At 71.5% G+C, this 25,394-nt stretch carries 22 protein-coding genes; 11 read left to right on the top strand and 11 right to left on the bottom strand.

From position 1 onward, the window contains the following. Window positions 1-566: 566 nt before the first annotated feature. From K415_RS0115405 to K415_RS0115380, 5 genes are all read right to left on the bottom strand, one after another. Complete coding sequence (locus tag K415_RS0115405) at window positions 567-1,322, bottom strand: hypothetical protein (RefSeq protein WP_155859486.1); 756 nt, start codon at window positions 1,320-1,322, stop codon at window positions 567-569. Further along, a complete protein-coding gene (locus K415_RS0115400; RefSeq protein WP_024287940.1) occupies window positions 1,319-1,933 on the bottom strand; it encodes a hypothetical protein in 615 nt (204 codons plus the stop codon). Before K415_RS0115400 ends, K415_RS0115405 begins: the two co-directional genes overlap by 4 nt. A gap of 749 nt (window positions 1,934-2,682) precedes the next feature. Beyond that, complete coding sequence (locus K415_RS0115390; protein WP_155859485.1) at window positions 2,683-2,979, bottom strand: hypothetical protein; 297 nt, start codon at window positions 2,977-2,979, stop codon at window positions 2,683-2,685. A 514-nt stretch (window positions 2,980-3,493) separates the two neighbouring features. Beyond that, window positions 3,494-3,691 carry an AlpA family transcriptional regulator gene (locus tag K415_RS0115385; protein ID WP_024287937.1) on the bottom strand — a complete coding sequence of 66 codons (198 nt, stop codon included), beginning with the start codon at window positions 3,689-3,691 and terminating at the stop codon, window positions 3,494-3,496. Between the two features lie 710 nt (window positions 3,692-4,401). After that, window positions 4,402-6,156 carry a hypothetical protein gene (locus K415_RS0115380; protein ID WP_024287936.1) on the bottom strand — a complete coding sequence of 585 codons (1,755 nt, stop codon included), beginning with the start codon at window positions 6,154-6,156 and terminating at the stop codon, window positions 4,402-4,404. 318 nt (window positions 6,157-6,474) lie between these two features. Between K415_RS0115380 and K415_RS0115375 the strand changes: the two genes are divergently transcribed. The 11 genes from K415_RS0115375 to K415_RS0115325 all read left to right on the top strand — a co-directional run bounded on the left by K415_RS0115375 (window position 6,475) and on the right by K415_RS0115325 (window position 16,757). After that, window positions 6,475-7,428 (top strand): ABC transporter ATP-binding protein, encoded by a 954-nt coding sequence (locus K415_RS0115375; protein ID WP_024287935.1) that lies wholly within the window; start codon window positions 6,475-6,477, stop codon window positions 7,426-7,428. A gap of 1 nt (window position 7,429) precedes the next feature. Beyond that, complete coding sequence (locus tag K415_RS0115370; protein ID WP_024287934.1) at window positions 7,430-8,230, top strand: ABC transporter permease; 801 nt, start codon at window positions 7,430-7,432, stop codon at window positions 8,228-8,230. Continuing rightward, window positions 8,227-9,030: an ABC transporter permease gene (locus K415_RS0115365; protein WP_024287933.1), complete on the top strand. Its 804-nt coding sequence runs from the start codon at window positions 8,227-8,229 to the stop codon at window positions 9,028-9,030. Before K415_RS0115370 ends, K415_RS0115365 begins: the two co-directional genes overlap by 4 nt. 90 nt (window positions 9,031-9,120) lie before the next feature. Continuing rightward, complete coding sequence (locus tag K415_RS0115360; protein WP_024287932.1) at window positions 9,121-10,203, top strand: LLM class flavin-dependent oxidoreductase; 1,083 nt, start codon at window positions 9,121-9,123, stop codon at window positions 10,201-10,203. A 107-nt stretch (window positions 10,204-10,310) separates the two neighbouring features. After that, entirely contained in the window at window positions 10,311-11,111 is an 801-nt protein-coding gene (locus K415_RS0115355) for a phosphatase PAP2 family protein (protein WP_024287931.1), read from the top strand. Then, window positions 11,108-11,605: a hypothetical protein gene (locus tag K415_RS0115350; protein WP_024287930.1), complete on the top strand. Its 498-nt coding sequence runs from the start codon at window positions 11,108-11,110 to the stop codon at window positions 11,603-11,605. Before K415_RS0115355 ends, K415_RS0115350 begins: the two co-directional genes overlap by 4 nt. 63 nt (window positions 11,606-11,668) lie before the next feature. Continuing rightward, on the top strand, window positions 11,669-12,670 hold the full coding sequence (locus K415_RS0115345) for a siderophore-interacting protein (protein ID WP_024287929.1): 1,002 nt from the start codon (window positions 11,669-11,671) through the stop codon (window positions 12,668-12,670). Continuing rightward, on the top strand, window positions 12,667-13,731 hold the full coding sequence (locus K415_RS0115340) for an iron ABC transporter permease (protein WP_029663904.1): 1,065 nt from the start codon (window positions 12,667-12,669) through the stop codon (window positions 13,729-13,731). Before K415_RS0115345 ends, K415_RS0115340 begins: the two co-directional genes overlap by 4 nt. Beyond that, window positions 13,728-14,786 (top strand): iron chelate uptake ABC transporter family permease subunit, encoded by a 1,059-nt coding sequence (locus tag K415_RS0115335; protein WP_024287927.1) that lies wholly within the window; start codon window positions 13,728-13,730, stop codon window positions 14,784-14,786. The genes K415_RS0115340 and K415_RS0115335 overlap by 4 nt, the downstream gene beginning before the upstream one ends. Further along, entirely contained in the window at window positions 14,783-15,589 is an 807-nt protein-coding gene (locus K415_RS0115330; protein WP_024287926.1) for an ABC transporter ATP-binding protein, read from the top strand. The genes K415_RS0115335 and K415_RS0115330 overlap by 4 nt, the downstream gene beginning before the upstream one ends. Before the next feature lie 130 nt (window positions 15,590-15,719). Beyond that, entirely contained in the window at window positions 15,720-16,757 is a 1,038-nt protein-coding gene (locus tag K415_RS0115325; RefSeq protein WP_051480604.1) for an iron-siderophore ABC transporter substrate-binding protein, read from the top strand. 15 nt (window positions 16,758-16,772) lie between these two features. Here K415_RS0115325 and dnaG read toward each other — a convergent pair whose 3' ends face one another. From dnaG to K415_RS0115295, 6 genes are read right to left on the bottom strand one after another with little or no spacing between them, the layout of a single operon-like run. After that, window positions 16,773-18,788, bottom strand: coding sequence for a DNA primase (gene dnaG / locus K415_RS0115320; protein WP_024287924.1), 2,016 nt, complete (start codon window positions 18,786-18,788; stop codon window positions 16,773-16,775). Between the two features lie 43 nt (window positions 18,789-18,831). Continuing rightward, window positions 18,832-20,160, bottom strand: coding sequence for a deoxyguanosinetriphosphate triphosphohydrolase (locus tag K415_RS0115315; RefSeq protein ID WP_029663902.1), 1,329 nt, complete (start codon window positions 20,158-20,160; stop codon window positions 18,832-18,834). A gap of 30 nt (window positions 20,161-20,190) precedes the next feature. After that, window positions 20,191-20,991, bottom strand: a complete 801-nt coding sequence (locus tag K415_RS0115310) for an aminoglycoside N(3)-acetyltransferase (protein ID WP_024287922.1) — start codon at window positions 20,989-20,991, stop codon at window positions 20,191-20,193. Beyond that, complete coding sequence (locus K415_RS0115305; protein ID WP_024287921.1) at window positions 20,988-22,805, bottom strand: glycoside hydrolase family 13 protein; 1,818 nt, start codon at window positions 22,803-22,805, stop codon at window positions 20,988-20,990. Before K415_RS0115305 ends, K415_RS0115310 begins: the two co-directional genes overlap by 4 nt. Further along, a complete protein-coding gene (locus K415_RS0115300) occupies window positions 22,802-23,728 on the bottom strand; it encodes a sugar ABC transporter permease (protein WP_024287920.1) in 927 nt (308 codons plus the stop codon). Before K415_RS0115300 ends, K415_RS0115305 begins: the two co-directional genes overlap by 4 nt. Window position 23,729: 1 nt before the next feature. After that, the gene (locus K415_RS0115295; protein ID WP_024287919.1) at window positions 23,730-25,346 is read right to left on the bottom strand and encodes an ABC transporter permease subunit; all 1,617 of its coding nucleotides are present in this window, start codon (window positions 25,344-25,346) and stop codon (window positions 23,730-23,732) included. Window positions 25,347-25,394 lie beyond the last annotated feature (48 nt).

The following is a 25,394-nucleotide window of genomic DNA, read 5'->3' as shown; positions in this document are numbered from 1 at the left end:
CTTCCAGCATTCCTGCCCTCGGCCATCCTGAGAGGCGACTGTGTGCCGTGCCGGAATGCCCATTGCTCGGCCGGCTCGCCACATGGGCATTCGTGCTCGCTGGCCTTTCCTCGCGCTTTGCTGACCCGGATGTGCGCCGTACCGTAGGCCGGGGCCTCGCTCAGCCTCGGGTCAGGGTGAGAGTCGCGGTTGCTGCACCGGACCGTGGCGCCTGACACGAGGTGCCTCAGTCCGTAGTGCCCGTCCGTGCCACAGATGCAGCGGCACCAGGCGTAGTAGGAGCCGTTGACGGCGCCAAGGCGCTCCAGGATCACGAGCTCACCGAACCTGTCGCCGGGCAGATGCTTGGGGCGCGAGCCTCTGCCGGGGCCTGTCGTAGTCGTGCTCACTTGGTCGTGCTCCATTCGAATAGGGGGGCGATCTGATGTGCCCTGGGGCACGGGGCAACTGGGAGTGCTGGGAGTGCTGGGAGTGCTGAGGGCACGGTCAGATCGGCTGGCTGGCCCTGTGGTGAGGCGTACAGCCTCGCGCCCTGCCTGTGTGAGCGCAGGACGCGAGGCTGTCGGTCACGCCGGGGTGTACTCGGCCACGAGCTCGACGCGGCTCCGCATCGTCATGCCCCGGCCGTCTTGCGTCGGCTCGCTGGAGAGGACGCGCGCGGAGGTGATGCGTCCGAGAGCGGTGGGACTTCCCACCTGCGCGACAGTTGCCGATGCAACGAGGATCGGAGCGTCCCACTCTCGAAGCCGATGCCCCGGCTTGACGAAGGTAACGACTTCTCCTGTCACTGTGATTCGGCCGGGAGAATCGGTTACCGTCTCGACGGTCCCATTCACCTCTGCCCCTCCAGAACGGGCCTGCCCCATCCAGAAGCCATCGGCAATCCTGGCAGCGACTCCTGCCAGCATTGCGCGGCTGTCCATTGGGAGCGTCTCTCCAATGGTCAGCGTTGGACGGAGGGCATAGCCGACGACTGGCATGACGAGCGTCCATGCCTTGAGTCCATTGGGCAGCGTCGTCTCTGCGATCTGACCTGACTTGATCTGCGCGATGGTGCCATGCGTTGTCTCGCGCCGTTCCGCTTCGACCCATCCCCTCGCGTCGGTGAAAGCGCGAACGTCGAGCGAGCCGCCGTAGACAGCGAGCAGCACGGTTCCGCTAGTTGTCCCCGCAATAGGGTCAGACCGTTCCGTGCCGATAAGGCGGGCCACGATGGCGGGTGTTGCCGGAGGACCGGCGTAGACAAGTGGCGCGACCATTGAGGGGAGTCCGGTCACTGCTCCGGCAAGCTCAGCGACGGCAGCCGCAAGGAAGGCGCTCATGCTGCAATCCCGGCGAGGATTGACGAGACAGCGGCCTCGGCGTCGATGGCGGCAACGGGCAGGCCGTTCACCGTCAGCGTCTCCACAGAGCGGTAGGACCGGGGGTAGACGAGCACAGGGCTGAGGGGGTCCGCCTGCCCTGCGACGAGCCCAGCGCCCTTGGCTGTGTCGATGGCTGACCGGAGCAGCGCGTTGCGCGCGTCGATCTGCGAGCGCAGGCGTGCCAGCACCTGCTCAACGTCGTTGGTCGCCTCGGCGGTCAGGGCTGTGAGGTCGAAGCGGTCAGCGTCTGCCAGGTCGGCAGCTACGGCGACGGCGACCACGACGGCCTGTGCGCCCTCGCGCTCGGTCAGGTGCTCGGCGGCGTGTGCGAGCAGGGCTGCCGTTCGGCGCACCTCGGAATCCGCCGTCAGCAGATCGGCCGACAGTACGGAGTCGTCGCCAGTCCGTAGGCGGTCGTCCAGGTCGACGGCGTGAGTGAGCGCCAGGGCAGCGGCGTCGGATGCTTGGGTGTGGCGCGTTCGAGCCTGCTGGACCTCGAGGGCGATGGCCTCGATGGCGGTCGGCTCGCTGGGGGTGGTGCTGGCCTTGCTTCGTGTTGCTGTCGCCACGGGGCGATCTCCTCTGTTTCTGTGCCTGGCCCGTTGGGCCGGCATCGGTGGCAAGCGTCGGGATCGACGTTGCTCAAGTCAGGTCCTGCACTTGGTGGGCACTCCGTGCCCCCAGGCGTAGGCGGTCAGGTCCTGCACTTGGTGGGCACTCCGTGCCCCCAGGCGTAGGCGGTCAGGTCCTGCACTTGGTGGGCACTCCGTGCCCCCAGGCGTAGGCGGTCAGGGTGCCTGTAGTTCTTCCGCCGCTGCTCACTAGAAGACTCAATAGAGAGAACGAGCGTCGCTGCTGGTCAGAGCGTTGCCCGTACTCAGTACGTGAGTCGCGCGTACTCCCTGACTGAGTACGTTTGCGGCGTGTCGGACTCGCTGAGTGAGTCAGGCGGCGACCCCGTGGTAAGCGCATGGGTGCGCCCGCTGGGGCGGGCCGGACCGGAGCAGGCTCGGCGGCACCACGAGGCAGCGCAGGGACGAGCCCTCTGCGAGCCACCCGTAACCGATGGCCGTGGAGATCGCACGGGCGACGTTCTGCCGGGTCGGTCCGAGAATCTCGCCTGTGAGCATGTCCACTTGGGACAGCGCAAGAGCCAGGTCTCCAGGGCCGTAGCAGGCGTGCCCGTTGGCGTAGTGGCAGCCGTGGGCAAGCGAGACCACCCGGAGCCACAGGGGTAGGGCTGTGTTGCCTGCCCTCGCCTCCCACTCGTCCTGCCGGTGCCCCGCCCACGGAGGGGTCCGCGTGCTGATGCCCCGTGTCACTCCTCGCCCCCGGCCTCGTCCACTGCCGAACGGCCCGAGAATGCGTTCTCCAGGTTCTTCGTGCTGAGCTCGCCCGGTCCAGGTCCTCGCTCGTCCGGGCGCACGTCCAGGGCGAGTCCGTACCCGCCGGCGCCGAGAACGTCGAGGACGGCAGGCACGAGGATGCCCAGGCGACCAGTGACCGTGGACCCCGGCTCTAGCAGGCCCGCGTCCTCCAGGTCGGCGCAGGCGTCCGCGACCTGCCTCGTGGTGAGGCCGGTCTCAGCGGCGAGGGAACCGGGTCGGAACGACACAGGAGGGAGGCTCCCGAGGATGCGGAGCAGCACCACGCGCGTGTGGTCATCCTCGGAGCGACGGCGAACAGTCGGCGTTGCCTGAGCGGCTAGCCGGAGCGCGTGGCGCTGTGCCGTCTGCCAGTGGCTCACCACGGGGACAGCGGACAGCGGGGAGGCGCTCAAGCTGCCCACCTCGACACCGTTGCAGCCTCGCGGGAGGGCACCACAACAATGCCGGGCGCCGGGACACCCACCCGGCTGAGGTGCCGGTCAGATCGGCTGAGAGTGGCCCACGGCGCACGGTTCGCAGCACGCCCAGCCACGGTCCGCCACCCGGCAGGCTTTGCCACGGGCAGGAGGGCGACGAGAGGACCGCAGGTCTCGCAGGGCTCGCGCGTGGTTCGCGCAAACCCGAGCTGTGAGCCCCAGGCGACTTGTGCGGCACAGACGGGACAGAGGCCGAAGCGGAGCGCCTGACCGTTGACCTTCTGCCAAGCCTGGGCTTGGGCCATCGTCTCTGGACCGTCGGCGGTCACGCTGCCACGCCGGGAGTGATGCGACCGACCGCGACGAACGCGGCAAGGTCCTCGACGGCGTAGCGAATGACGCGCTCGCCAACGCGGCAGTAGGCCGGGCCACGGCCCGACGACCTCCAGTTTGCGAGCGTCTGGACGGAGACCCCCAGGGCCTCGGATGCGTCGAGGGGGGACAGCAGGGTGGTAGTGGACATCGGTAGCGGTACTCCTCGCAGGCGAGGGCGTGCCCAGTGGCAGCGCCCCAAGTGGATGGGGTGCCATCGGCGCTGGCTGCGGGCGATACGCGCACAACAACGTGCGTTCTCTGCGGAGGAGATCGGGGAGAGCCGGTCTCAGCGCACATCCCTGTCGCTGCCAACCGCCGCGCACCGCCTGCGCGATCTTCGTTCCTGCTGCCCAAGCTTTCCCGGCCCCGTGAGGGGACGGCGGGCTCCTGCTGCCCGTAGTGTCTCGGCCTGCCGCGTGGGGCTAACCGTGCTCCGTGCTGGAGTGAGGTCGAATTTTTGCATGGATAGCACCCGAAGTCAAGCGAATGTTCCTAGAAGCCGAGTGACGTAGGACACACATGCCGCCCTTCACGGAGCGGGCCGGTACACCACGGATACTCGGCGCACCCTGACAGGGACGGAGGGGCGCGCGCCGGCTCCCCCTGGGAGGGAGCGAGACCGATCCCCCTGATAATCCCCCCAGCGGGCACTAATCAGGGGAACTCAACGGTAGGCTCCGGTATGCAGTGGGCCTCGCTTCGTGCTCAGCCAGCATGTCCGGGTAACGCGCGATAGCGCACTACAGATACTCGGACGGTTACTGGTTCGAGTCCAGTCGCGGGAGCACAGCGACACCGCAGGTCAGGGCCCCTTTCGAGGGGCCCTTTCCGTTGTCGCGCACGATGCGTGCGGTCAGCTCACGTACCGGTCGATGGGGTGAAGAGCTCCGCAAGCCGCTCGGGGTCGTCCATGACGCCCTCCTCGACGAGCTCCTGCATACCAGCGGCAGCGGAGGCCGAGATGTGCATCAGCGTGCCGAGCCCGGAGACGGACCAGGAACCATCGGCCTTGAGCGCCACGAGCGGCGGGTTGGCCAGGTCCAGCTCGCGCGCGATGGGGAAGTCGCTGAGGCACCCGCTCTGGCTCTCCCCCGAGACGCTGTCGAGGAACGAGAAGCAGCCCTTGGCGACGTCGAGGTTCACGTCGGACGTCGGGTCGACGACCTGGACGGCCACGTGGTCCAGCGTGACGAACGCGACGTCGCCGTCGACCTCCGCGACCCCGAAGTCGTTGTTCAGGACGGTCATGGTGACCTGGTTGTCCGCGGACGGGGGCATGAGCGGGACGCCGTAGACGGTCAGGAAGCGCTGCTCGGCCGGCGCCAGGGTCCGCGCCAGGTCCTCGATCCGGCCCGAGGCCACCATGTCGACGATCCCTTCGACGAGCCCGGCGCCGGCCTCCTCCGGGGTGTCGTACACGGCCCGGCTGCCGTCCGCCGGCATGGCCCCGCGCTCGACGCCGCTGGACCGGACCAGGTACTCGCCGAAGGTCATGAACGGGCTGACGTACCAGTCGCCGTCGACCTCGACAGTCATGAGGACCGGGAAGGCCGCGCCGTCACCATCGACGCCGGGCGTCTCGGCGAACGACCAGGTGGCGGGGAGCGCAGCCTCGAGCTCGGCGCGCAGCTCGTCCTCAGCGCGCAGCTGGTCCTCGGGGAGCCCGCCCATCGCGGCGCCGTAGCCCGACGCCGCCATGACGTCGCCGACGACGGCCACGATGCCGTCGATGTCACCGTCGACGGTCAGGGTCCCGGACGTGATCTCGACGACCGCGAGCCCGTCGTCGACGTCGGTCGCCACGAGCTCCGCGTCCTCGATCTCGATGGTCACGAGGTCGAGCATCTCCGCGGGCGTCATGGCGCCCTCCTCGGCGGGCGTGACCTCGCCGATGGCCGCCATCGCCTCCCGCACACCCTGGAACTCGTCCGGCGGGAGGATCCCGTACATCGCGACGGCGTCCTCGTTCTCGATGGCGTCCAGCATCTGCTGAACGGCCGCCTCGGGGCTGTCCGCGCCCCCGAGCTTGGAGAACACGAGCGCATAGGCCAGCGTCGCCCCGGTCCCGACGAGCAGGACCGTGGCCGCGGAGACACCGATGACCAGGCGGCGCCTGCGGCTGGGTCGCGGCGGTTCGGCGGCCGCGAGGTATCCGGTGCCGGCCGCCATCGGGACGTACCCCGATCCGCCCGTCGCCGTCGGGTAGCCCGAGCCGTACGGGACGGTGGGCGGCTGGGGGTAGCCGGAGCCGTACGGCGAAGCGGCCTGCTGGGCGCCGTAGCTCTCTGCGCCGTAGCCCTGGGCGCCGTAGGCCTGGTAGGCGACCGGAGGTGGAGCGACCGGGGTGGGCAGCGGCTCGGGCAGGAAGACGTTCTGCCCCACCGGGCGTGGTCGCGCCGCGGCGCGCGCCACCCTGGTCGCGAGGGCGCTGGTGACGTCAGGGTCGCCGAGGGCCGCGAGCCAGTCGAGCAGGGCCGGGAAGGCGGTGGGGTTGAGCGCGATGTAGGGCCGGAGCTCAGGACGCTCGGTGGCGATGCGACTGAGGGTGTTGGCGGGGGTCGAGGGGTCGGCCGCATCGGCGGCGGTGGCGAGGTGCGGGTCGAGCTCGAACATGCGGACGTCCCCCTTGTGCGCCCCGTGCACGGAGGTCGGCCGGGGGTGGCTCGACCACAGGCGGCACCGTCGCGGACGACGCGGTCCCGCCGTGGATTCAGATCAAGGTACTGATCATCGTGCAGGGGCGTCCACGAAGGTCCAGACAGTTCACCCGCTCGCGAAGAGAAGGACTGCGGCCGGACCCCGACTTCTGCATGATCACCCCGGGGTGTCCGCCCGCTGCAGAACGGCCTTGCGGCGGGTCCATCTCGAGATATAACGTGTCTCTCGCGAAACGCGATATATCTCGACATCCGCCGTGTCAGGAGACCGACCATGACAGCCACCACCCTCGACTGGGCCTTCCGCGCCGACGAGGTGACGAAGGTCTACAAGGGCGGCGTCCGGGCGAACGACGGGCTCACCTTCCGCATCGAGCCCGGCGAGGTCTACGGCCTCCTCGGACCGAACGGCGCCGGGAAGTCGACGCTGGTCAAGCAGGTGATCGGCCTCCTCGCCCCGACCTCGGGCACGCTCGCGATCGGGCCGCACGACCTCGTCGCGCACCCGGAGATCGCCCGTCAGCTCTGCTCCTACCTCCCCCAGGCGCAGATGCCGATCGACGCGTTCCGCGCCGCCGAGGCGATCGAGATCACCGGCCGCATCCGCGGCGGCGACACGGCGACCGTCCGTGCCCGCACCGGCGAGCTCATCGACGCGCTCGGCATCGAGGAGTGGCGCAGTGCGATGGGCCTCAAGCTGTCCGGCGGCGTCCGGCGCCTGGTCGGCTTCGCGATGGCCGTCGTCGTGCCCGGTCGCCTCGTGATCCTCGACGAGCCCACCAACGACGTCGACCCGTTGCGCCGTCGCCTGCTCTGGCGCCAGGTGCGGGCCCTGTCCGAGCAGGGCTGCGCCGTCATGCTCGTCACGCACAACGTGCTCGAGGCCGAGAAGGCCGTCGACCGCCTGGCCGTGATGATGGACGGTCGGGTCGTGGCCGAGGGCACTCCGTCGTCCCTCAAGGCCGAGGACCGCGGCCGGCTGCGCCTTCAGGTCATGCTCGTGCCCGGCACCGACACCCCGGAGAGCCCGCCGTGGCTGCATCCGACCGTCCGGGTCGGGAACTCCCTGGTCACGGCGCTGGACGAGGCCGACGCCGGGCAGGGCATCGCCTGGGCACAGGGCCTGATCGACGACGGCGCCGCCGAGGAGTACGCACTCGGCGCGTCCACGCTCGAGGACGCGTACATCCGCCTCACCGGCCACGTCTCCGACGACAACGAGGCCTGACGTGACCACGACGACCCTCGACGCACCCGCCTGGGCGCCCAGCACCACGCTCCGATCCGGCCCGGGGTACTGGCTCACCGGCTACCGGACGATGCTCCGCTGGCACCTGTCGAGCCTCCGGATGTGGCTCTTCCTCCTGGTCATGATCCAGGCCCTCATCGGCGTCGGCTACGTGCTCGGCTTCGCCCTGTTCTTCAGCGAGATCCCCCGGACGGCGGCCCTGTGGGTGTCCACCGGAACCCCCGTGCTGAACCTCGTCCTGCTGGGCATGCTCCTCGGCCCTCAGCTCGTCGCCGGCGTCAAGCAGCAGGGCGGCTACGACTTCGTGCAGGCGCTCCCGGTGCCTCGGACGGCGTCGGCGGCCGCCTGGTACACCGTCACGCTCATCGGCGGGATCCCCGGCATGATCATCACCCTCCTGGCGGCCCAGGTGAGGTACGACCCCGGGTTCACCGTCTCGCCGGCGGTCGTCCCGGCGACCTTGCTGATCGTGTTCACCGGGACCATGATCGGCTACGCCCTGGCGCACGCGATCGCCAACCCGATGACGACGCAGCTCATCACCCAGGCGCTGGTGTTCCTCGCCATGGGCTTCGCGCCGATCCTCTTCCCGGCCGAGCAGATGCCCGCGTGGCTGGCCGAGCTCAACGAGTGGCTGCCGCTGGGCCACATGGCCACGATCATGCGCGACGTGCTGACCGACGGGCTGGTCACCGACGTCGGGCGGTCGTACCTCGTGGTGTCCGTCTGGGGCGCGGTCTGCTGCTGGCTGGCCGTGCGAGCACTGGGGAGGCGGCGATGAGCACCGGGACCGGCACCGTGGACGCCGTCGCGCCGATGGGCACCGTGGTGCGCCGCGGGCCGGCAGCGTGGGCGCGTGGCTGCACCGACATGATGCGGTTCGAGTGGGCGAACATCCGGCCGTGGGCCGCGCTCGTCTTCATCGTGCAGATCATGATGGGCGTCGGCATGGCGCTGATGTACGGGTTCTTCTACCCGACAGTCGACGAGACGACGGCGCTGCTCATCACGACCGGTGTGCCCACCCTGGCCCTCATCCCGATGGGCTTCGTGCTCATCCCCAACGCCGTCGTGACGCAACGGATGGCCGGGACGTTCGACTTCATCTGGTCGCTCCCGGTGCCGCGCAGCGCGCAGGTGTCGGCGTCGTTCGTCGTGAACGCGGCGCTGTCCCTGCCGGGCACCGCGTTGGCACTGGTCGTGGGGGTGTGGCGGTACGGGGTGGACCTGCACCTCTCGGCAGTCCTCGTGCCGGCGGTCCTGCTGTCGACCTACATGTGCGTGGCGGTCGGGTACGGCATGGCACTGCTGGTGACGAACCCGCTGGTGGTGAACCTCATCACGAACGCGCTGGTGTTCCTGGTCCTCCTGTTCACGCCGATCGTGTACCCGGCGTCGAACCTGCCGACCGTGATGATGCGGATCCACGAGGTGCTGCCGTTCTACCCGATGGCACAGCTCATCCGGGCGGGGCTGACCGAGGGCGTGGTGACCGACGTCGGCGGGCTGTTCCTCGTGGTCGGGGTATGGGCGCTGCTGGGGTCCGGGCTCACCGCGTGGGCGGTCGGCCGGCGGCACTGAGCGCCACGGCCGGACGCCGCAGCCCGCATCGCGACGCGTGACGCCCAGTGCGGCCGGAACACCGGCCCCACGCCCGGCGTTGTCGCGACCATGACGACGAGCGGACCGAACAACCCCGACGGCGCGTTCACGGGCGGGCAGGTGACGTTCGGCCTCGACACGTTCGGCGACATCACTGTCGACCGCGCGGGCGAGCCCGTTCCGGCGAGCCAGGTGATCCGGGACGTGGTCGAGCAGGGGACTCTTGCGGACCGGGTGGGCGTCGACCACTTCAGCGTCGGCGAGCACCACCGGGACGACTTCGCGGTCTCAGCCCCTGACGTGGTGCTCGCCGCGATCGGCGCGCGGACGACGCGGATCACGCTCGGCTCGGCCGTCACCGTCCTCAGCTCGGACGACCCGGTGCGGGTCTACGAACGGTTCGCGACGCTCGACGCGATCAGCGACGGCCGCGCCGAGATCACCGTCGGACGCGGCTCGTTCATCGAGTCGTTCCCGCTGTTCGGCTTCGACCTCGATGACTACGAGGTGCTCTTCGAGGAGAAGCTCGACCTGCTCACGCACCTGCGCACCGAGCAGCCCCTCCACTGGTCGGGCACGACGCGCGCGCCGCTCACCGGTCAGCGCGCGCACCCGACGACCGTGCGCGGCCGCATCCCGGTGTGGGTCGGTGTCGGCGGCAGCCCCGAGTCGGTCATGCGGGCAGCCCGCCACGGGCTGCCGCTGATGCTCGCGATCATCGGCGGCGCCCCGGTCCGGTTCCGGCCGTTCGTCGACCTCTTCCACCGCGCGACCGGCGACGCCGACCTACCCGTCGGCATCCACTCCCCTGGCTTCGTGGCCGACACCGACGACGAGGCCCTCGACCTGCTGTTCCCGCACTTCAAGGCCAACCGTGACCGCATCGGCCGCGAGCGCGGCTGGCCGCCGGTCACGCGTGCGGAGTACGAGCGGGAGGCTGCCGACGGCGCGCTGTTCGTGGGCTCGCCAGAGACCGTCGCCCGACGCATCGCCGACGCCGTCACGGCGCTCGGCGTCCAGCGCTTCGACCTCAAGTACGCCAACGGGACGATGCCGCACGAGCAGCTCCTGCACGCCGTCGACCTCTACGGCACGCAGGTCGTCCCCCGGGTCCGCGAGCTGCTGACCGGCCGGGGCACCGCCGTCGACTGACGCGCGCGAGCGAGAGGTCGCGATCCGGACCGGCCACGAGCAGACCGACCGGAAGAACCGCGGCCAACTCGCACACGGACGCGCCTAGGCCTGGTAAAACCCTGACCATGGTCCGCGCGCTCACCCCCCAGACAGCCCGGACCCGCGACGATGCCCTGTCCGGCGACGACGCGGCGGCCCCCGGGCACGTCGGCAGCACACGTCCCCGCCTGTGGCCGGAGCTGGCGTTCCTCGGCATCGTCTACCTGCTGTACTCGGTCGTCCGCAACGCCGCCCCGTCCCGCGTCGCACGCGCCGTCCAGAACGCGCACGACATCCTCGACCTCGAGCGCCTCCTCGGGCTCGACGTCGAACACAGCCTCAACACCATGACGACGGCCATCCCCGCGATCGCGGTGCCCGCCAACGTCTACTACGGGACGCTCCACTTCGCGGTGACCGGTGCGGTGCTCGTCTGGGTCTACGTGTCGCGTCCGCACGCGTACCGCAAGGCACGGGGCGTCCTGCTCGTCATGACGCTGCTGGCCCTGGTCGGCTACTGGCTGTACCCGCTCGCACCGCCACGGCTCACCCCCGGTGAGGGCTACGTCGACACCATGCGCACGCTCGGCATCTGGGGCGTCGCACCGTCGGACCTCGTCGTCTCTGCATCGAACCAGTACGCGGCCATGCCGTCGATGCACATCGGCTGGTCGTTGTGGTCCGGGCTCGTGCTCGTCCGACACACGGCCCGGCCGGTCCTGCGGGTGCTCGGTGCCCTGTACCCGGCCGTGACGCTCCTGGTCGTCGTGGTCACCGGCAACCACTACGTGCTCGACGCGGTGGGCGCCGTGATCGTCCTCGTGGTCGCCGTCGGCATCGTCGCTGCGACGGCCGACCTCGTCACTGTCGACCGGCCGGCAGGATGAACGCGCACCGGCCGCAAGCGCCCACCGGGCTCCCGGTCGACCCGCACCGACGTCCACCTGGGGCCGTCGCGCGACGGTGGGCTGTCGGACTCGAGGCGTTCACGGCCGTCGGCGCCTTCGCGGGTGTCCAGGGGTTCCTCGTTGGTTCGTTCGACAGCCTGGTCGAGCAGGTCAGCGACACCCTGGCCATCGTCGACGGCCCGGTGCTGCCGGCCTTGGCTCTCGGCCTGATCGTCGGAGTCCCCCACGCGACAGCCCTGGTCCTCGGGCTGCGGCACCACCCGCGAGCCGCCGAGGCGGGCCTCGCCGTGGGCTCGCTCCTGACCCTGTGGGTGGTCGCGCAGCTTCCCCTGATCGGTTGGGGTTCGCCCGTGCAGTGGGCCTTCGTCGCCATCGGCGTCGCCGAGTCCGCGGCGTCGGCGGTGTGGCTCCGTCACTCGCGGGCGACCCGCACGCCGGCACCGGTCCCGGACGGTCCGACCGGCCTCGGTTAGGTCGCCGCGGCCGGCTGGGCACGAGCCGAGCCCGTGCCCGGGGCCCACTGCTAAGGTAAGGCTATGCTTACCTCCGTCGAGACGATCGCTGCCCCGACGTACCCGGCGTACCGCCCCTACGACGCCGTGGTCCGACGCATCCTGCGGCTCAGCCCGCACTTCGTCCGCGTGACGTTCGCCGGCGAGGACTTCGGTGTCTTCGGCACCAGCGGCCTCGACCAGCGCATCAAGCTCGTGCTCCCGCACGCTGACGGCACGCTGTGCGACATCGGTTCCGGTGATCCGCAGACCATCCTCGCGGGCACCTGGCACGCCCGCTGGCGGGACCTGCCCGAGAACCGACGCAACCCGTTCCGGACCTACACCGTGCGCGCCGTCCGCCCCGAGCTCCGCGAGCTCGACGTCGACATGGTGCTGCACGAGCCCGCCGTCGGGCAGGTGGACGGACCAGCGACCGCGTGGCTGCGGCGGGCGACGGTCGGCGACCGCGTCGTGGTCGTCGGCCCGGACGGCCGCACCCCGGACCCGACTGTCGGTCTGGACTGGCGACCCGGCGGCGCGCGCCGCCTGCTGCTCGCCGGGGACGAGACCGCCGCACCCGCGATCTGCAGCATCGTCGAGTCGCTCCGACCGGGGGCGACCGCGCAGGCCTTCATCGAGGTACCGACCGGCGCCGACATCCTCAACGTCTTCCCCCGCGGCCGTTCACGTGTCACCTGGGTGGCCCGCGACGCCGGCTGCGAGACGGCGGAGGGCTTCGAGGCCGTCGCACCTCGTGGCCTGCTGCTGAACCAGGTGGTCTCCGCCTGGCTGCCTCGGCACATGAGCCAGCTCGCGAGCGTGGTCCGCGAGACCCCGGAGCCGCTCGAGGACATCGACGTCGACTCCGAGCTGCTCTGGGACTCCCCCGTCGACCCCACGACCGGCGACTTCTACGCCTGGATCGCCGGCGAGGCCGCGACCGTCAAGACCCTGCGCCGCCACCTGGTCAGTGAGATCGGGGTCGCACGTTCGAACGTCGCCTTCATGGGGTACTGGCGTCACGGACGCTCCGAAGCCCAGTGACCGAGGCCCTGACCCGCGACGCCCGAACCCGCACCGAACCCGCACGTCGCCCTGGTGCTCGTCGCCGGATCCGTGCTGTCCTGCTGATCGTCGCGCTCGTGGCCGTGGTGGCGATCAGCCTCGCGGTGGGCACCCGGACGATCAGCCCGGCCACCGTCATCACGGCGCTCCTCGACCCGGCCGACCTCGGCACCGCGGGTGAGACCGACGCGATCGTCGTGCGTGAGCTGCGGTTGCCGCGCACGGTGATCGGGCTGCTCGTCGGTGCCGCGCTCGGTGTCGCGGGCGTCGTGATGCAGGGCGTGACGCGCAACCCCGTCGCCGACCCGGGCCTGCTCGGCGTCAACGCCGGCGCCGCCTTCGCCGTGGTCCTGGGGATCAGCGTCGCCGGGGTCACCTCGCCGGTGGGCCTGGCCGGACTCGCGCTGGTCGGGTCGCTCGCTGCCGCCGCCCTCATCGCCACCATCGCCGCCTCGGCCCGCGCCGGCGCGGCCCCCGTGCTGCTCGTCGTCGCGGGTGCCGCCGTGACCGCCGGGCTCACGTCCCTCTCGACGCTCGTCCTGCTCGGCGACCCGGCAGCCCTGGACCGTTACCGGTTCTGGACCGTCGGGTCGCTGACCGGCCGTGGTCTCGACGCGGCCGTGACGCTCGCACCCCTGCTGCTGGTGGGCGTCGTCGTCGCCCTGGCGCTCGCCCGGGCACTGGACGCCCTCGCTCTCGGCGACGACGTCGCACGCGGTCTCGGCTTCCGGCTCCGGCCCACCCGCGCCGCGGCCGTCGGGGCGATCGTCCTCCTGTGCGGGACGGCCACCGCCCTCGCCGGACCCCTCGTCTTCGTCGGCCTGCTCGGCGCACACGGTGCCCGGGCGCTCGTCGGCGGTGGCCATCTCCGGCTGCTGCCCGTCGCCGCCGTCATCGGCGCCGCACTCGTGCTGCTCGCGGACAGCCTCGGCCGGGTCGTGACCCCGCCCGGGGAGCTGGAGGTCGGCATCGTCGTCGCCGCGATCGGCGCTCCGCTGCTCATCGTCCTCGTGCGCTCGCGGCGGGCGGCGGGACTGTGACCGCCACGGCGACCGCGGAGGTGCGCGTCGGCGAGCTGGTCACCGACCTCGCCGCGCTCCACCGCCGGGACGTGCGCCGTGGTCGCGCGGTGGCGGGCGCCCTGGTCGCCGCCCTCGCGGCGCTCGGGGTGACAGCCCTCGCGGTCGGCGCGGTCCCCCTGAGCCCGGCCGAGGTGGTCGGGGCGCTGCTCGGGACCGAAGGGGCGTCCGGCTTCATCGTGACCGGCCTCCGCCTGCCGCGCCTCGCGCTCGGCCTCGTCGTCGGGGCCGCTCTCGGCCTGGCGGGCGCCCTTCTGCAGTCGGTCGTGCGCAACCCGCTCGCCAGTCCGGACATCGTCGGTCTCACGGGCGGGGCGAGCGCGGCGGCGGTGCTGGCCATCGCGACCGGAGCCACCGGGGCGGCCGTGGACACGGCGGCGCTGCTGGGGGCGCTGACAGCGGCCGCGGCGGTCTTCCTGCTCAGCGGCCGAGGTGTGACCGGCACCCGGTTCGTCGTGGTGGGCGTCGCCGTCGCGTTCCTCGCGAACGGCTTCCTCGGCTACGCCCTGACGCGTGCGAGCCTCACCGAGGCGCGGAGTGCGTTCTTCTGGCTCGTGGGCAGCGTGGGCACGGCGCCGTGGGGTGATGTGGCCCGCGTGGGCGCGGCGGTGGCCGTCGTCGGCCTGGTCCTCGTGCTCGGCCGGCAGCCGGTCTCGGTGCTGGCGCTCGACGACGACAGCGCCCGGTCGATCGGCGCGCGCCCGCTCGCGACCCGGGTGACGGCGATCCTCCTGTCGACCGCGCTCACCGCCGTGGCCGTGGCCGTGGCCGGACCGATCGCCTTCGTGGCGTTCGCCGCCGGGCCGATCGCGCGTCGCCTGCGCGGCCGAGGTCCGGCGCTGGGGACCGCCACGCTCGTCGGGGCGCTCGTCGTCGTGGCGGCCGACCTCCTCGCGCAGCACCTCGTCCCTGGTGGCCTCCAGCCGCCGGTCGGTCTTGTCACGGGTGCGCTCGGCGCGCCCTTCCTCATCTGGCTGCTCGTCCACGGCGAGCGACGCAAGGAGCTCCCCGCATGACCGGATCCCCGTCGGCCCCGGCGCTCCGGGCTGAGCGGCTCACCCTCGGCTACGGCCGGGTACCGGTCGTCCACGAGGTCGACCTCGCGATCACGCCCCGGGCGCTCACCGTGCTCGTCGGCGCGAACGCGAGCGGCAAGTCGACCCTCGTGCGCGGCCTGGCCCGGCTGCTCACGCCCCAGGCCGGCATCGTGACGCTGGACGGGGTCGACCTCGGTCGACTGCCGAGCCGCCGGGTCGCCCGGAGCATCGGAGTGCTGCCGCAGTCACCGATCGCCCCGGACGGCATCCGGGTCGGCGATCTGGTGGCGCACGGGCGCTACCCGCACCAGTCCTTCTTCCGCGGCCATCGCAGTGACGACGATGCCGTCGTGGCGGCCGCGCTCGCCGCCACGGACGCCGGTTCCCTCGCCGATCGCCGGGTGGACGAGCTCAGCGGGGGTCAGCGCCAACGGGTGTGGATCGCCATGGCGCTCGCGCAGCAGCCGCACATCCTGCTGCTCGACGAACCGACGAGCGCCCTGGACGTCGCCCACCAGGTGGAGGTGCTCGAGCTGCTGCGCACCGAGGTCGCCCGAGGAATGACTGTCGTCCTCGTGATGCACGACCTCACCCTCGCGGCCCGCTACGCCGACGAGCTCGTCGTCATGGCGGGTGGTCGCATCGTCGCCCGCGGCGAGCCCGTCGCGACGCTCACCGAGGACGTCGTGGAGCAGGCCTTCGGGGTGCGCGCGCGCGTGCTGGAGGACCCTGACACGGGACGACCGGTCATCCTGCCCCGATCGATCCGCCACGCGGTCTGAGGCTGCCCGACGGTGCCGACCGTCGAGCGCCTGTTAGGCTAGCCTTACCTAACCCGCCATGCCGGATCGGTGCGGGCCACCGCCTGGCCGTCTGCCCGGCGCGCCCGACCCTCACCCCAGGAGCAACCCCGTGACACCTGCTCGGACACCTGCGCGTCGTCGGCAGATCGCCCTTGCCGCCACCGTCTCGACCCTCTTCCTCGCCGGGTGCACCGGCACCGCCGAGGACGAGACGCCGGTCGAGCCCACGGCCGAGGAGGGCACCTTCCCGGTCACCATCGAGCACGCCTTCGGCTCGACGACGATCGAGGACGCGCCGGAACGTGTCGTCACCTGGGGCTGGGGCTCGACCGATGCCGTCGTGGCGCTCGGTGTCACGCCGGTCGCGATCCCCTTCCAGGCCTACGGCGGGGACGCACAGGGGGTGCTGCCGTGGATCAGGGAGGCGCTCGAGGATGCCGGCGACGAGGTCCCGACCGTCCTGCCCGACACCGGCGAGGACGTGCCGTTCGAGGAGATCGCCGCGGCCGAGCCGGACGTGATCCTCGCCCAGTACTCCGGCCTCACGCAGGAGCAGTACGCGACCCTGAGCGCGATCGCGCCCGTCGTCGCCTACCCCGACGAGCCGTGGTCCACGCCGTGGCGCGAGGTCGTGACGATCACCGGGCAGGCGCTGGGCCTGGACGACAAGGCACAGGAGGTGCTGGCGGACATCGACCAGCAGGTCGCCCGGCACCGCGGCGAGCACCCGGAGTTCGAGGGCCTGACCCTGGCGGCGGTCTGGGACGTGGGCAGCACCTTCTACGTCTATGCCGACGAGGACCCACGGGTGGCGTTCATGCTGGACCTGGGCTTCGAGAACGCCCCGGCCGTCGACACCCTCGACACCGACGAGTCGCCGTTCTACTTCACGTTGAGCTACGAGCGCCTCGACGAGCTCACGAGCGACGTCCTCGTCGCCTACGGCACGACCCCGGAGGAGCTGCAGGGGTTCCTCGACGCCCCGTACGCGCAGGTGATGCCGCAGCTCAGCAGCGGTGCTGTCGCACGACTCGTCGGCGCCGAGCGCATCGCCTCGGTCTCGCCGCCGACCGCCCTGTCCTTGCCGTGGGGTCTCGATGACGTCGTCGACCAGCTCGCGGCCGCGGTCGCGGCGCGGAACGGCTGAGTGCGGAACGGCTGATCAGTCGGTGTGGCGCAGGGCCCGTCGGCGGCCCTCGAGGGCGACCAGCTCGGCGAAGGCAGCCTGGTACGCCTCGGCGTCGACGACGGGGTCCATCCGCTGCAGCCGCCCGCGGCTGTCGGCGATCTGCCGGGTCAGACCGAGGTCGACGAGGGCGTTGACGACACCGCGCACGTAGTCGTCCAGCGCATCCGGCCGGTCCTCCGGCAGCGGGGTGACCGCGAGCTCGGTCACGAGGCCCTCGACGGGCGCGGCAGCCTCCTCACGCACCCGCTCGACCCACGCCAGGGACCGTGCCGCGTCGTCGGCCCCAGGGCCCTGGGCGGCGGCCGTCAACCCGCCTGCGGCCCGGATCGCCTCGTGCACGGCACGGAACGCCGGGACCATGAACGCGTCCGACGCCAGGGCGTCGAAGGTGGCGGCGTCGATCACCCCGGGGTGCTGGAGCACGGCCTCCAGGGCGTTGCGCTCGAGTCGCGCGACCGGGTCGGCGCGGTCCGGCGCGATCAGTCGCTCACCGCGCTGCGGGCTCTGGCCGCGCTGGCCTGCGGCGCCGCCAGGACCGCTGTCGGGCCGCTCGCCCGGCCCCGGCATGGCCGACTCGCCACGGCGTCCGGCCGGACGGGAGCCGTCCTGGCGCTGGACCGTCCCCAGGGTGCGCCCTGCCGTCACGACGGCCTGGCGGACGCTCTCGGAGTCCATCCCGAGCCAACCGGCCAGCATGCGTGCGTACTCGGGCCGCAGGGCGGCGTCCCGGATGTCCGCGACGATGGGTGCCGAGGCACGGAGCGCGTTGACCCTGCCTTCGACGGTGTTCAGGTCGTGCGCGCGGATCGTGGACCGGATGACGAACTCGAACAGCGGCTGGCGTCCCGCGACCAGGGCGCGGACGGCCTCCGGACCCTTGGCCTGGCGTAGCTCGCACGGGTCCATCCCGCCCGGCTCGACCGCGACGAAGGTCTGCGCGTAGAACTTCTGGTCCTCACCGAAGGCGCGCAGAGCAGCCTTCTGACCGGCCGCGTCGCCGTCGAAGGTGAAGATGATCTCGCCGCCGACGGAGGCGCCGGAGGCGAGCTGCACGCCGCCGCCCACGGAGGTGTCCCCCACCAGCCGCCGCACGATGCGCGCATGGTCCGAGCCGAAGGCGGTCCCGCAGGTCGCGACGGCCGTCGGCACACCGGACAGGTGCGCAGCCATCACATCGGTGTAGCCCTCGACGACCACGACCTGCTTGGACCTGGCGATCTCGCGCTTGGCGAGGTCGATCCCGTAGAGCACCTGCGCCTTCTTGTAGAGCACCGTCTCGGGGCTGTTGAGGTACTTGGGGCCTTGGTCGTCCTCGAACAGCTTGCGCGCCCCGAACCCGACGACGTCGCCCGTGACGTCCCGGATGGGCCAGACCAGACGCCCCCGGAACCGGTCGTACATGCCCCGGTTGCCCTGGCTCATCAGCCCGGTCGAGGTCAGCTCCGGCTCGGTGTACCCGCGGCCGCGCAGGTGCCGCATCAGGTGGTCCCAGCCCTGGGGCGCGTAACCGACGCCGAACTGCTCGGCCGCCTGCCGGTCGAAACCACGCTCGGCGAGGAACGTCCGGCCGGTCGCTGCCTCGGCCGTGAGCATCTGCTCGGCGTAGAACGCCGCAGCGGCCCGGTGCGCCTCGAGCATCCGCTGCCGGCGACCTGGCTCCTCGCCGGGCCGAGCCGCACCGCCCTCCTCGTACCTCAGCTGGACGCCGACCCGCGCCGCGAGGTGCTCGACGGCCTCGGTGAAGCCCATGCCGTCGATCTTCTGCAGGAAGGAGATGACGTCGCCGCCCTCCGAGCAGCCGAAGCAGTGCCACAGGCCGACCTGGGGACGGACGTGGAACGAGGGCGAGCGCTCGTCGTGGAAGGGGCACAGGCCCTTCATGGACCCGACGCCGGCCGGCTTGAGCGTCACGTGCTCGCCGACGATGTCCTCGATCCGCGCACGCTCGCGAACGGTCGCCACGTCCTCGCGTCGGATCCGTCCTGCCACGGGCGTGAGTCTAGGCGGTGCGTCCGACCCGCACCGAGGACGGTCAGCGCCGGGGCGGGTGGACCATGCGCGCATGCCACTCGGCAGCGCTGACGTCGGTGAGCGAGGCGACCTGGTCCACCACGACCCGCAACCGTGCCGCGTCGTCGCCGGCCGCCTCCCAGTCGGCAGCGAAGGGCGTCTCGAGGGCGACCGGCGCCCGGTCGGCGAGCACCCCGACGAGGTCGGCGATGATCTCGCGCTGGCGGCGGTAGAGCGGCTCCTGCTCGCGCGGCGCCATGACATACGTCACGGCGAGGCCCTTGAGGGCGAGGATCTCCGCGAGGGTCGGGACGGGCACCACGAGCTCGGCGTCGTAGCGGGTCAGCTCACCGGGGCCGTACACCGCGCGGGTCGCCTCGATCGCCGCACCGCAGAACCGGCCGATGAGCTGGCTGGTCATGTCCTTGAGGGCCGCCAGCGCGCGCCGGGAACCGTCGTGGCCGCGCACCCAGGAGCCCGTCGCCGCCAGCCGCACCATGGCGTCCAGCAGCTCGCCGGTCTCCACGACGTTGCCGTACCAGGCGTGCACCTCACCGGCGACGCGTACGCGGGTCTCGGCGTCGCCGAGCACCTCGAGGTCCAGACGACCGCCCACGACCGCGTCCTCGACGTCGTGCACCGAGTACGAGACGTCGTCCGCCAGGTCCATCACCTGGGCCTCGAGGCACCGCACCCGGTCGGGGGCGCCCTGGCGGAGCCAGGCGAAGACCTCGGCGTCGTCGGCATAGACGCCGAACTTCACCGACCGCGACCCGTCGGGTCGCAGCGGTGCCGCCGGTGCCGTCCACGGGTACTTCACTGACGCGTCGAGGCTTGCGCGGGTCAGGTTGAGCCCGACGGCTCGCCCGGTCACCGGGTCGGTCACCTTGGGCTCGAGCCGGGTGAGCAGCCGCAGGGTCTGCGCGTTGCCCTCGAAGCCGCCGATGCCGGCGCTGACCTCCGCCAGTGCACGCTCCCCGTTGTGCCCGAAGGGCGGGTGGCCGAGGTCGTGCGCGAGGCACGCGGCATCCACGACGTCGGGGTCGCAGCCGAGTGCCTTGCCGAGCTCACGACCGACCTGGGCGACCTCGAGGGTGTGCGTCAGCCGGGTGCGGACGAAGTCGTCGCTGGCCGGACCGAGCACCTGGGTCTTGGCGCCGAGACGGCGCAGCGCCGAGGAGTGCAGGATGCGCGCGCGGTCCCGCTCGAAGGGGGTCCGCTGCTCGCTCTTCGGGGCCTCGTCGAGCCAGCGCTGACGGTCGGCCTCGGTGTACACGCCCGCCGGGGCGCGCCCCTGGCGATCCGTCGATGCTGGCACGCGGTCAACCCTAGCCACCGGAGCCCACGACATCGCCAGGCGGGGTGCGCCGCGCGCCGGCACCTACCCGGCCCGCCGGTTGCCGGCGAACCAGCGCGCTGCGAACGCGATCAGCTCCGCCTGCCCCATCAGGGCGGCGTCGGCCGCCCCGACCGTGCCGGTGCGCTGGCCGCCCGATCCGGCGAAGGCGGCGCCGACCGCGAGGAAGTCCGCATCGTCCACCTCGGGCTCGTCGAAGGTGACCCAGCGCCGTTCGCCGTCCACCAGGAGGGGAGCGCCGTTGGCCACCCGCGGCAGGTGCAGGCCGCTGCGGGCCTCGGCCAGGTGCAGGGAGGTGTTCTTGTCGTGGCCGACGCCGAGCAGCAGGACCTGGCCGTCGAGCCACTCGACCACGGCCAGCGGTGAGCCCGCACCGACCGGGTCGTCCAGGTCGTGCCGGGCCACGATCGCGGCGGCCGCCGGGCCGCGCGCGACGAACGACCGGTGCGGGTGCGCGCTGCGCAGCGTCCCGGGCTGGGTCCGCAGGGCCTCGACGACGGCGCCCATGCTCCTGGTGGGTGTCCAGGCAGGGTCGTAGACCGGCAGCGCCGCCCGGACCCGGTCCCTCCACTGCTCACCGATCCGCGGATCGCGCAGGTACGCGGGATCGCACAGCTGCCAGGACTGGCTGGGCATGACGAGGGTGCCCGCCGGACCGACCGCCTCCTCGAGCGCGGTGACGACTGTCTGCTCGCCACCGACGACCCAGCCGAGGCTCGCGAGGCTCGCGTGCACGAGCAGGACGCCGCCCTCGCGGACCCCGAGCCGGCGGAGATCCGCGACGAGCTCCGTGCCGAAGACGGGGCCGATGACGGGGCCGTTCACGCGAGACGCCAGACGCCGACGCCCGGACCAGCGCCGGGGACGCGCAGCGCATCGGCGACGGTCAGGTCGTGGCCGTAGAGGGTCTCGGGCGTGGAGCCGTGCCTCAGCAGCTCCCGCGGCAGGGTCACGCCGGCCCACGGGTCACGCGCGACGGCCACCAGCACCCGCTCGTCGAGGGTCTCGCGCAGGAAGACGAGTGCGTCGTCGTCCACCACGACCCAGCGCAGGCCACCCTCGCGGAGCGCCCGGGATGCCCGGCGCACCGCGATCAGCGACCGGTAGACCTCGAAGGTGGCGTCGTCCCAACGGTCGGGCCGGTCCCACGGCATCGGCACCCGCGCGTGCTCGCCGTTCGTCCCGGTCGCCCCGAGCTCGTCACCGGCGAAGACCACCGGTGTACCGGGGAAGGTCATGAGCAGGCCGACAGCGACCTCGACCGTCGCCGGGTCACCGACCATGGTCCGGATCCGCGGTGTGTCGTGCGAGCCCAGCAGGTTCCACTGATGAGCGGTGACGGACCACGGGACGACGGCGGCGAAGTCCCGCATCGAGGCGACCGTCGCCGCGCCGGACCGCCGCGCCAGGGGCACCGGCAGGCCGAGCACCTGGCGCTCGGGGACCCGAGGGGCGAGCCAGCCCCAGACCGGGCGGGTGAAGCCGGAGTAGTTCATGTTCGCGTGCCAGCCGTCGCCGGACAGGTCGGCACCGGCGTCGTGGAAGTGCTCGCTGACCAGCAGCGCCTCGGGCTTCGCCGCCCGCATCGTCGCCCGGATCGTCCGGGCCACCACGTGCGTCAGGTCGACGTCGCCGTACCGCCCGGTCATGTTCGCCACATCGATCCGCCAGCCGTCGAGCGCGAAGGGCTCCTGGAGCCAGCGCTCGACGACCGAGCCAGGGCCCTCGACCATCCGCGCCCGCAGCCCGGGCGCAGCGTGGTCGAGCTTCGGCAGGCTCCGGTGGCCGAGCCACCCGACGGGCTCCCCGTCGTCCTGCCAGTAGTAGAAGGTCGCCTCCGCGCCGGCCCGGTCCAGCTGAGCCGTGGTGAACCACTCGTGACCGGCGCCGGTGTGGTTGGTCGTCAGGTCACCCATGATGCGCATCCCCCGCGCATGCACCGCGCGGGACAACGAGGCCAGCGCCTGGTTACCGCCGAGCAGCGGGTCGACGTGCTCGAAGGTGCTCGCGTCGTAGCGGTGGTTGGAGCCCGCCGGGAAGAAGGGCGTGAGGTACAGGACGTCGACGCCCAGCCGCTGCAGGTGGTCCAGGTGCTGCTCGATCCCGAGCAGGTCGCCGCCGTAGAGCTGCCGGGGGGTGCTCGGGCCGGACCCGACCGGCTCGTCGTCCCATGCGGCCGGCTCGGCCCAGGCGGGCAGCTGCCGCGGCGTGCCCGACCGTGCGAAGCGGTCCGGGAAGACCTGGTAGACAACGGCGTCGCAGGCCCACGCCGGGGCCGGCTGGTGCGTCGTGACCCGGAAGTCCGCGGCGTCGGGCACGTCCCTGCCGTGCAGGCCACGACCGTTGAGCCACCGGTAGCCGCCCGGCTCGTCGAGCAGGAACCGGTACCCGGTCACCGGGTTGTCGACCGCCAGCTCGGCCACGTACCAGCGCTCGTGCTCGTCCGCCCGCTCCAGGCGGGCCGGCACCACGTGCGGCTCGCCGTCACGGACCGAGCGCAGGTGGACGCCGCGCTCGGTGCCGGACGCGGGCACCCGCACCCGGACCGGGACGACGTCGCCGAGCGCAGGCGTGCCCTGCGGGACGAACAGCTCGCTCCCGTCGTGGTGCGCTCCGCCGAGCAGGTGCTCGGCCGTCATCCCTTGACGGATCCGGCCGTCAGGCCGCCGACGATGTACTTCTGCAGGAAGATGAACAGCAGGACGACCGGGATCGCACTGATCACAGCACCTGCCGCGAACAGGCCCCAGTTGGCCGACAGCCGGTCGGAGACCCACTGGTAGAGCCCGACCGCGAGCGTCCAGTGCTCCTCGGACTGCAGGATCAGCTTGGCCAGCAGGAAGTCCGAGAAGGAGCTGATGAAGGACAGCAGCGCGACGACCGCGAGGATCGGCGCGACCAGGCGCAGGATGATCGTCCAGTAGATCTGGGAGTGGGTCGCCCCGTCGATCTTGGCGGCCTCGTCGAGCTCCTTGGGCACGGTGTTGAAGAAGCCGTACATCAGGAACGTGTTCACGCCGAGCGCCCCACCCAGGTACACCATGATCAGTGCGATCTGGGAGTTGAGGCCGAGGACCGGCACGACGTTGCCGAGCGCGAGCAGCAGCAGGAAGACCGCGACGAAGGCCAGGAGCTGCGGGAACATCTGGATCACCAGCAGGCTGGTCAGGCCCACGCGGCGCCCGGTGAACCTGAACCGGGAGAACGCGTAGGCCGCAGCGGCGCCCATCAAGGTGGTCCCGACCGCTGTGACCGTGGCGATGAACAGCGTGTTGAGGACCCAGTCCCAGAAGCGCGTCTCGTTCAGGGCGGCGTAGTTCGACCCCGTGATGGTGCCGAAGAGCTTGTTCGAGCCGGTGAGCGTGCCGCTCGAGGCGAAGGACGCGGACACGACGTAGAGGATCGGGAATGCCGCATAGACGACTGCGACAGCGGCCACGACGTAGCGCCAGCCCAGCTCGCTCCACCAGCGCTTGGCACTCATGGCCTGCTGCGGGTGGATCGTGGGAGCAGTCGATCCGCCACCGCGCCGGGTGGACAGGTTCACGGTCTCGGTAGCCATGTCAGTTGATCTCCTCGAGCGCGCGGGTCCTCTTGAAGCTGATCACCGAGATGGTCGCCACGATGATGAAGATGACGATCGACAACGCGCTGGCCAGCCCGAAGTTCTTGGCCGCGCCACCGTCCAGGCCGGAGACCGAGTAGACCATCGTGATGAGGATGTCGGTCGCCCCGACCGGCACCGAGGCATCGGCGAACCTGGGGTTCCCCTCGGTGATCATCTCGATGATGTTGAAGTTGTTGAAGTTGAAGGCGAACGAGGAGATGAGCAGCGGCGCCACCGCGACCAGGAGCAGCGGCAGGGTGATCGACCGCCAGAGCCGGAAGCGCCCCGCACCGTCGATCTTCGCGGCCTCGACGAGCTCGCCGGGGATCGACTGGAGCGCGCCGGTGCAGATCAGGAACATGTACGGGAAGCCGACCCAGAGCTGGACCCCGAGCACCGCGAGCTTCGCCAGCCACGGATCACCGAGCCAGTTCAGGTCGGCGCCGCCGAGCAGGACCGTGTTGATGAACCCGTAGTCCCGGTTGAGCATGCCGCGCCAGAGCAGGAAGGACATGAACGCGGGGAACGCGTACGGCAGGATCAGCAGCGACCTCAGGATGCGCCGGCCCTTGATCCGCTCGTCGTTCAGCGTGATCGCGAAGAACAGGCCGAGGAAGAACGTGATCGCGACCGACAGGACGGCGAAGACGAAGGTCCACGCGAGCACCTTGAAGAACGGCGTGGAGTAGCGGGCGTCCCCGAAAGCCTTCGTGAAGTTGTCGAACCCGACAGCGACCCGCCAGCCGACCGGCAGGACCGTCCCGTCCGACGCCTGGAACTGCCCGTTGTCGTTCGGGGTGTAGACCGTCGCGGTGTCGGTGTCGGTGTCGGTCAGCGTGTCGGCGGCCTCGTCGTAGACCATGATCGAGCGGTAGACGTAGCCGTTGCGGGCGTCCTGGGTCCGGATCGAGCCGTCCTCGGCGTCCTCGGAGTAGCCGACGCGCAGCGTGGTCACCTCGTCCTGCCGCTGCAGGACGTCCGCCCGGGCCAGCACCTCGTAGCCGGGCACCTGCGCGACCGCGCCGTCGGTCACCACGGCGCCGGGGGCCTCGACCATCGGCTGCTCGGCCGTGCCGACGCGGACGGTGTCACCGTCGATGATCGCGAACCCGAGACCCGAGTCGCCCTCGACGACCGCCAGCGGGTAGGACGCGCTGCCCTCGACCCGCTTCTCGTTCTGGATGAGCAGGGCCTCGATCGCGTGCGACTTGGTCGAGTTGTGCCCGTCGCCGTAGTTGGTGAACGCGACGTAGCCGGTGTAGCCGATCGTGAAGACCTGGTAGATGACCAGGAAGGCCAGCCCGGGGAGCATGTACTTCAGCGGGAGGGCCCGCTTGGTGAAGTACACCCAGTTGGCCACGACCAGCAGCCCGATCATCACCCACATGATCCCGTAGGACTCCTGGGCGAGTGCTGCCATCGCGACGTAGACGCCGAGAGCGTCGATCACACCCAGGATCACGAGCTTGGCGAAGAAGCCCCGCGAATACGTCCGGGCGTGCGACACGTCGATCCGGCGCTGTTCTGGGGGGTCCGTCGTCCACTCGACCTGCGGGACCTGGGGGGAGCTCATCGAATCCTCCGTGGCTTCGAGCGGGCCCGCACCCTTGCGGTCCCGTAC

The sequence above is a fragment of the Cellulomonas sp. KRMCY2 genome, assembly GCF_000526515.1.
Classification (GTDB): Bacteria; Actinomycetota; Actinomycetes; order Actinomycetales; family Cellulomonadaceae; genus Actinotalea.
Note: the sequence above shows the minus strand (reverse complement) of the source record. Positions and strands in the feature narration are given on the sequence as shown.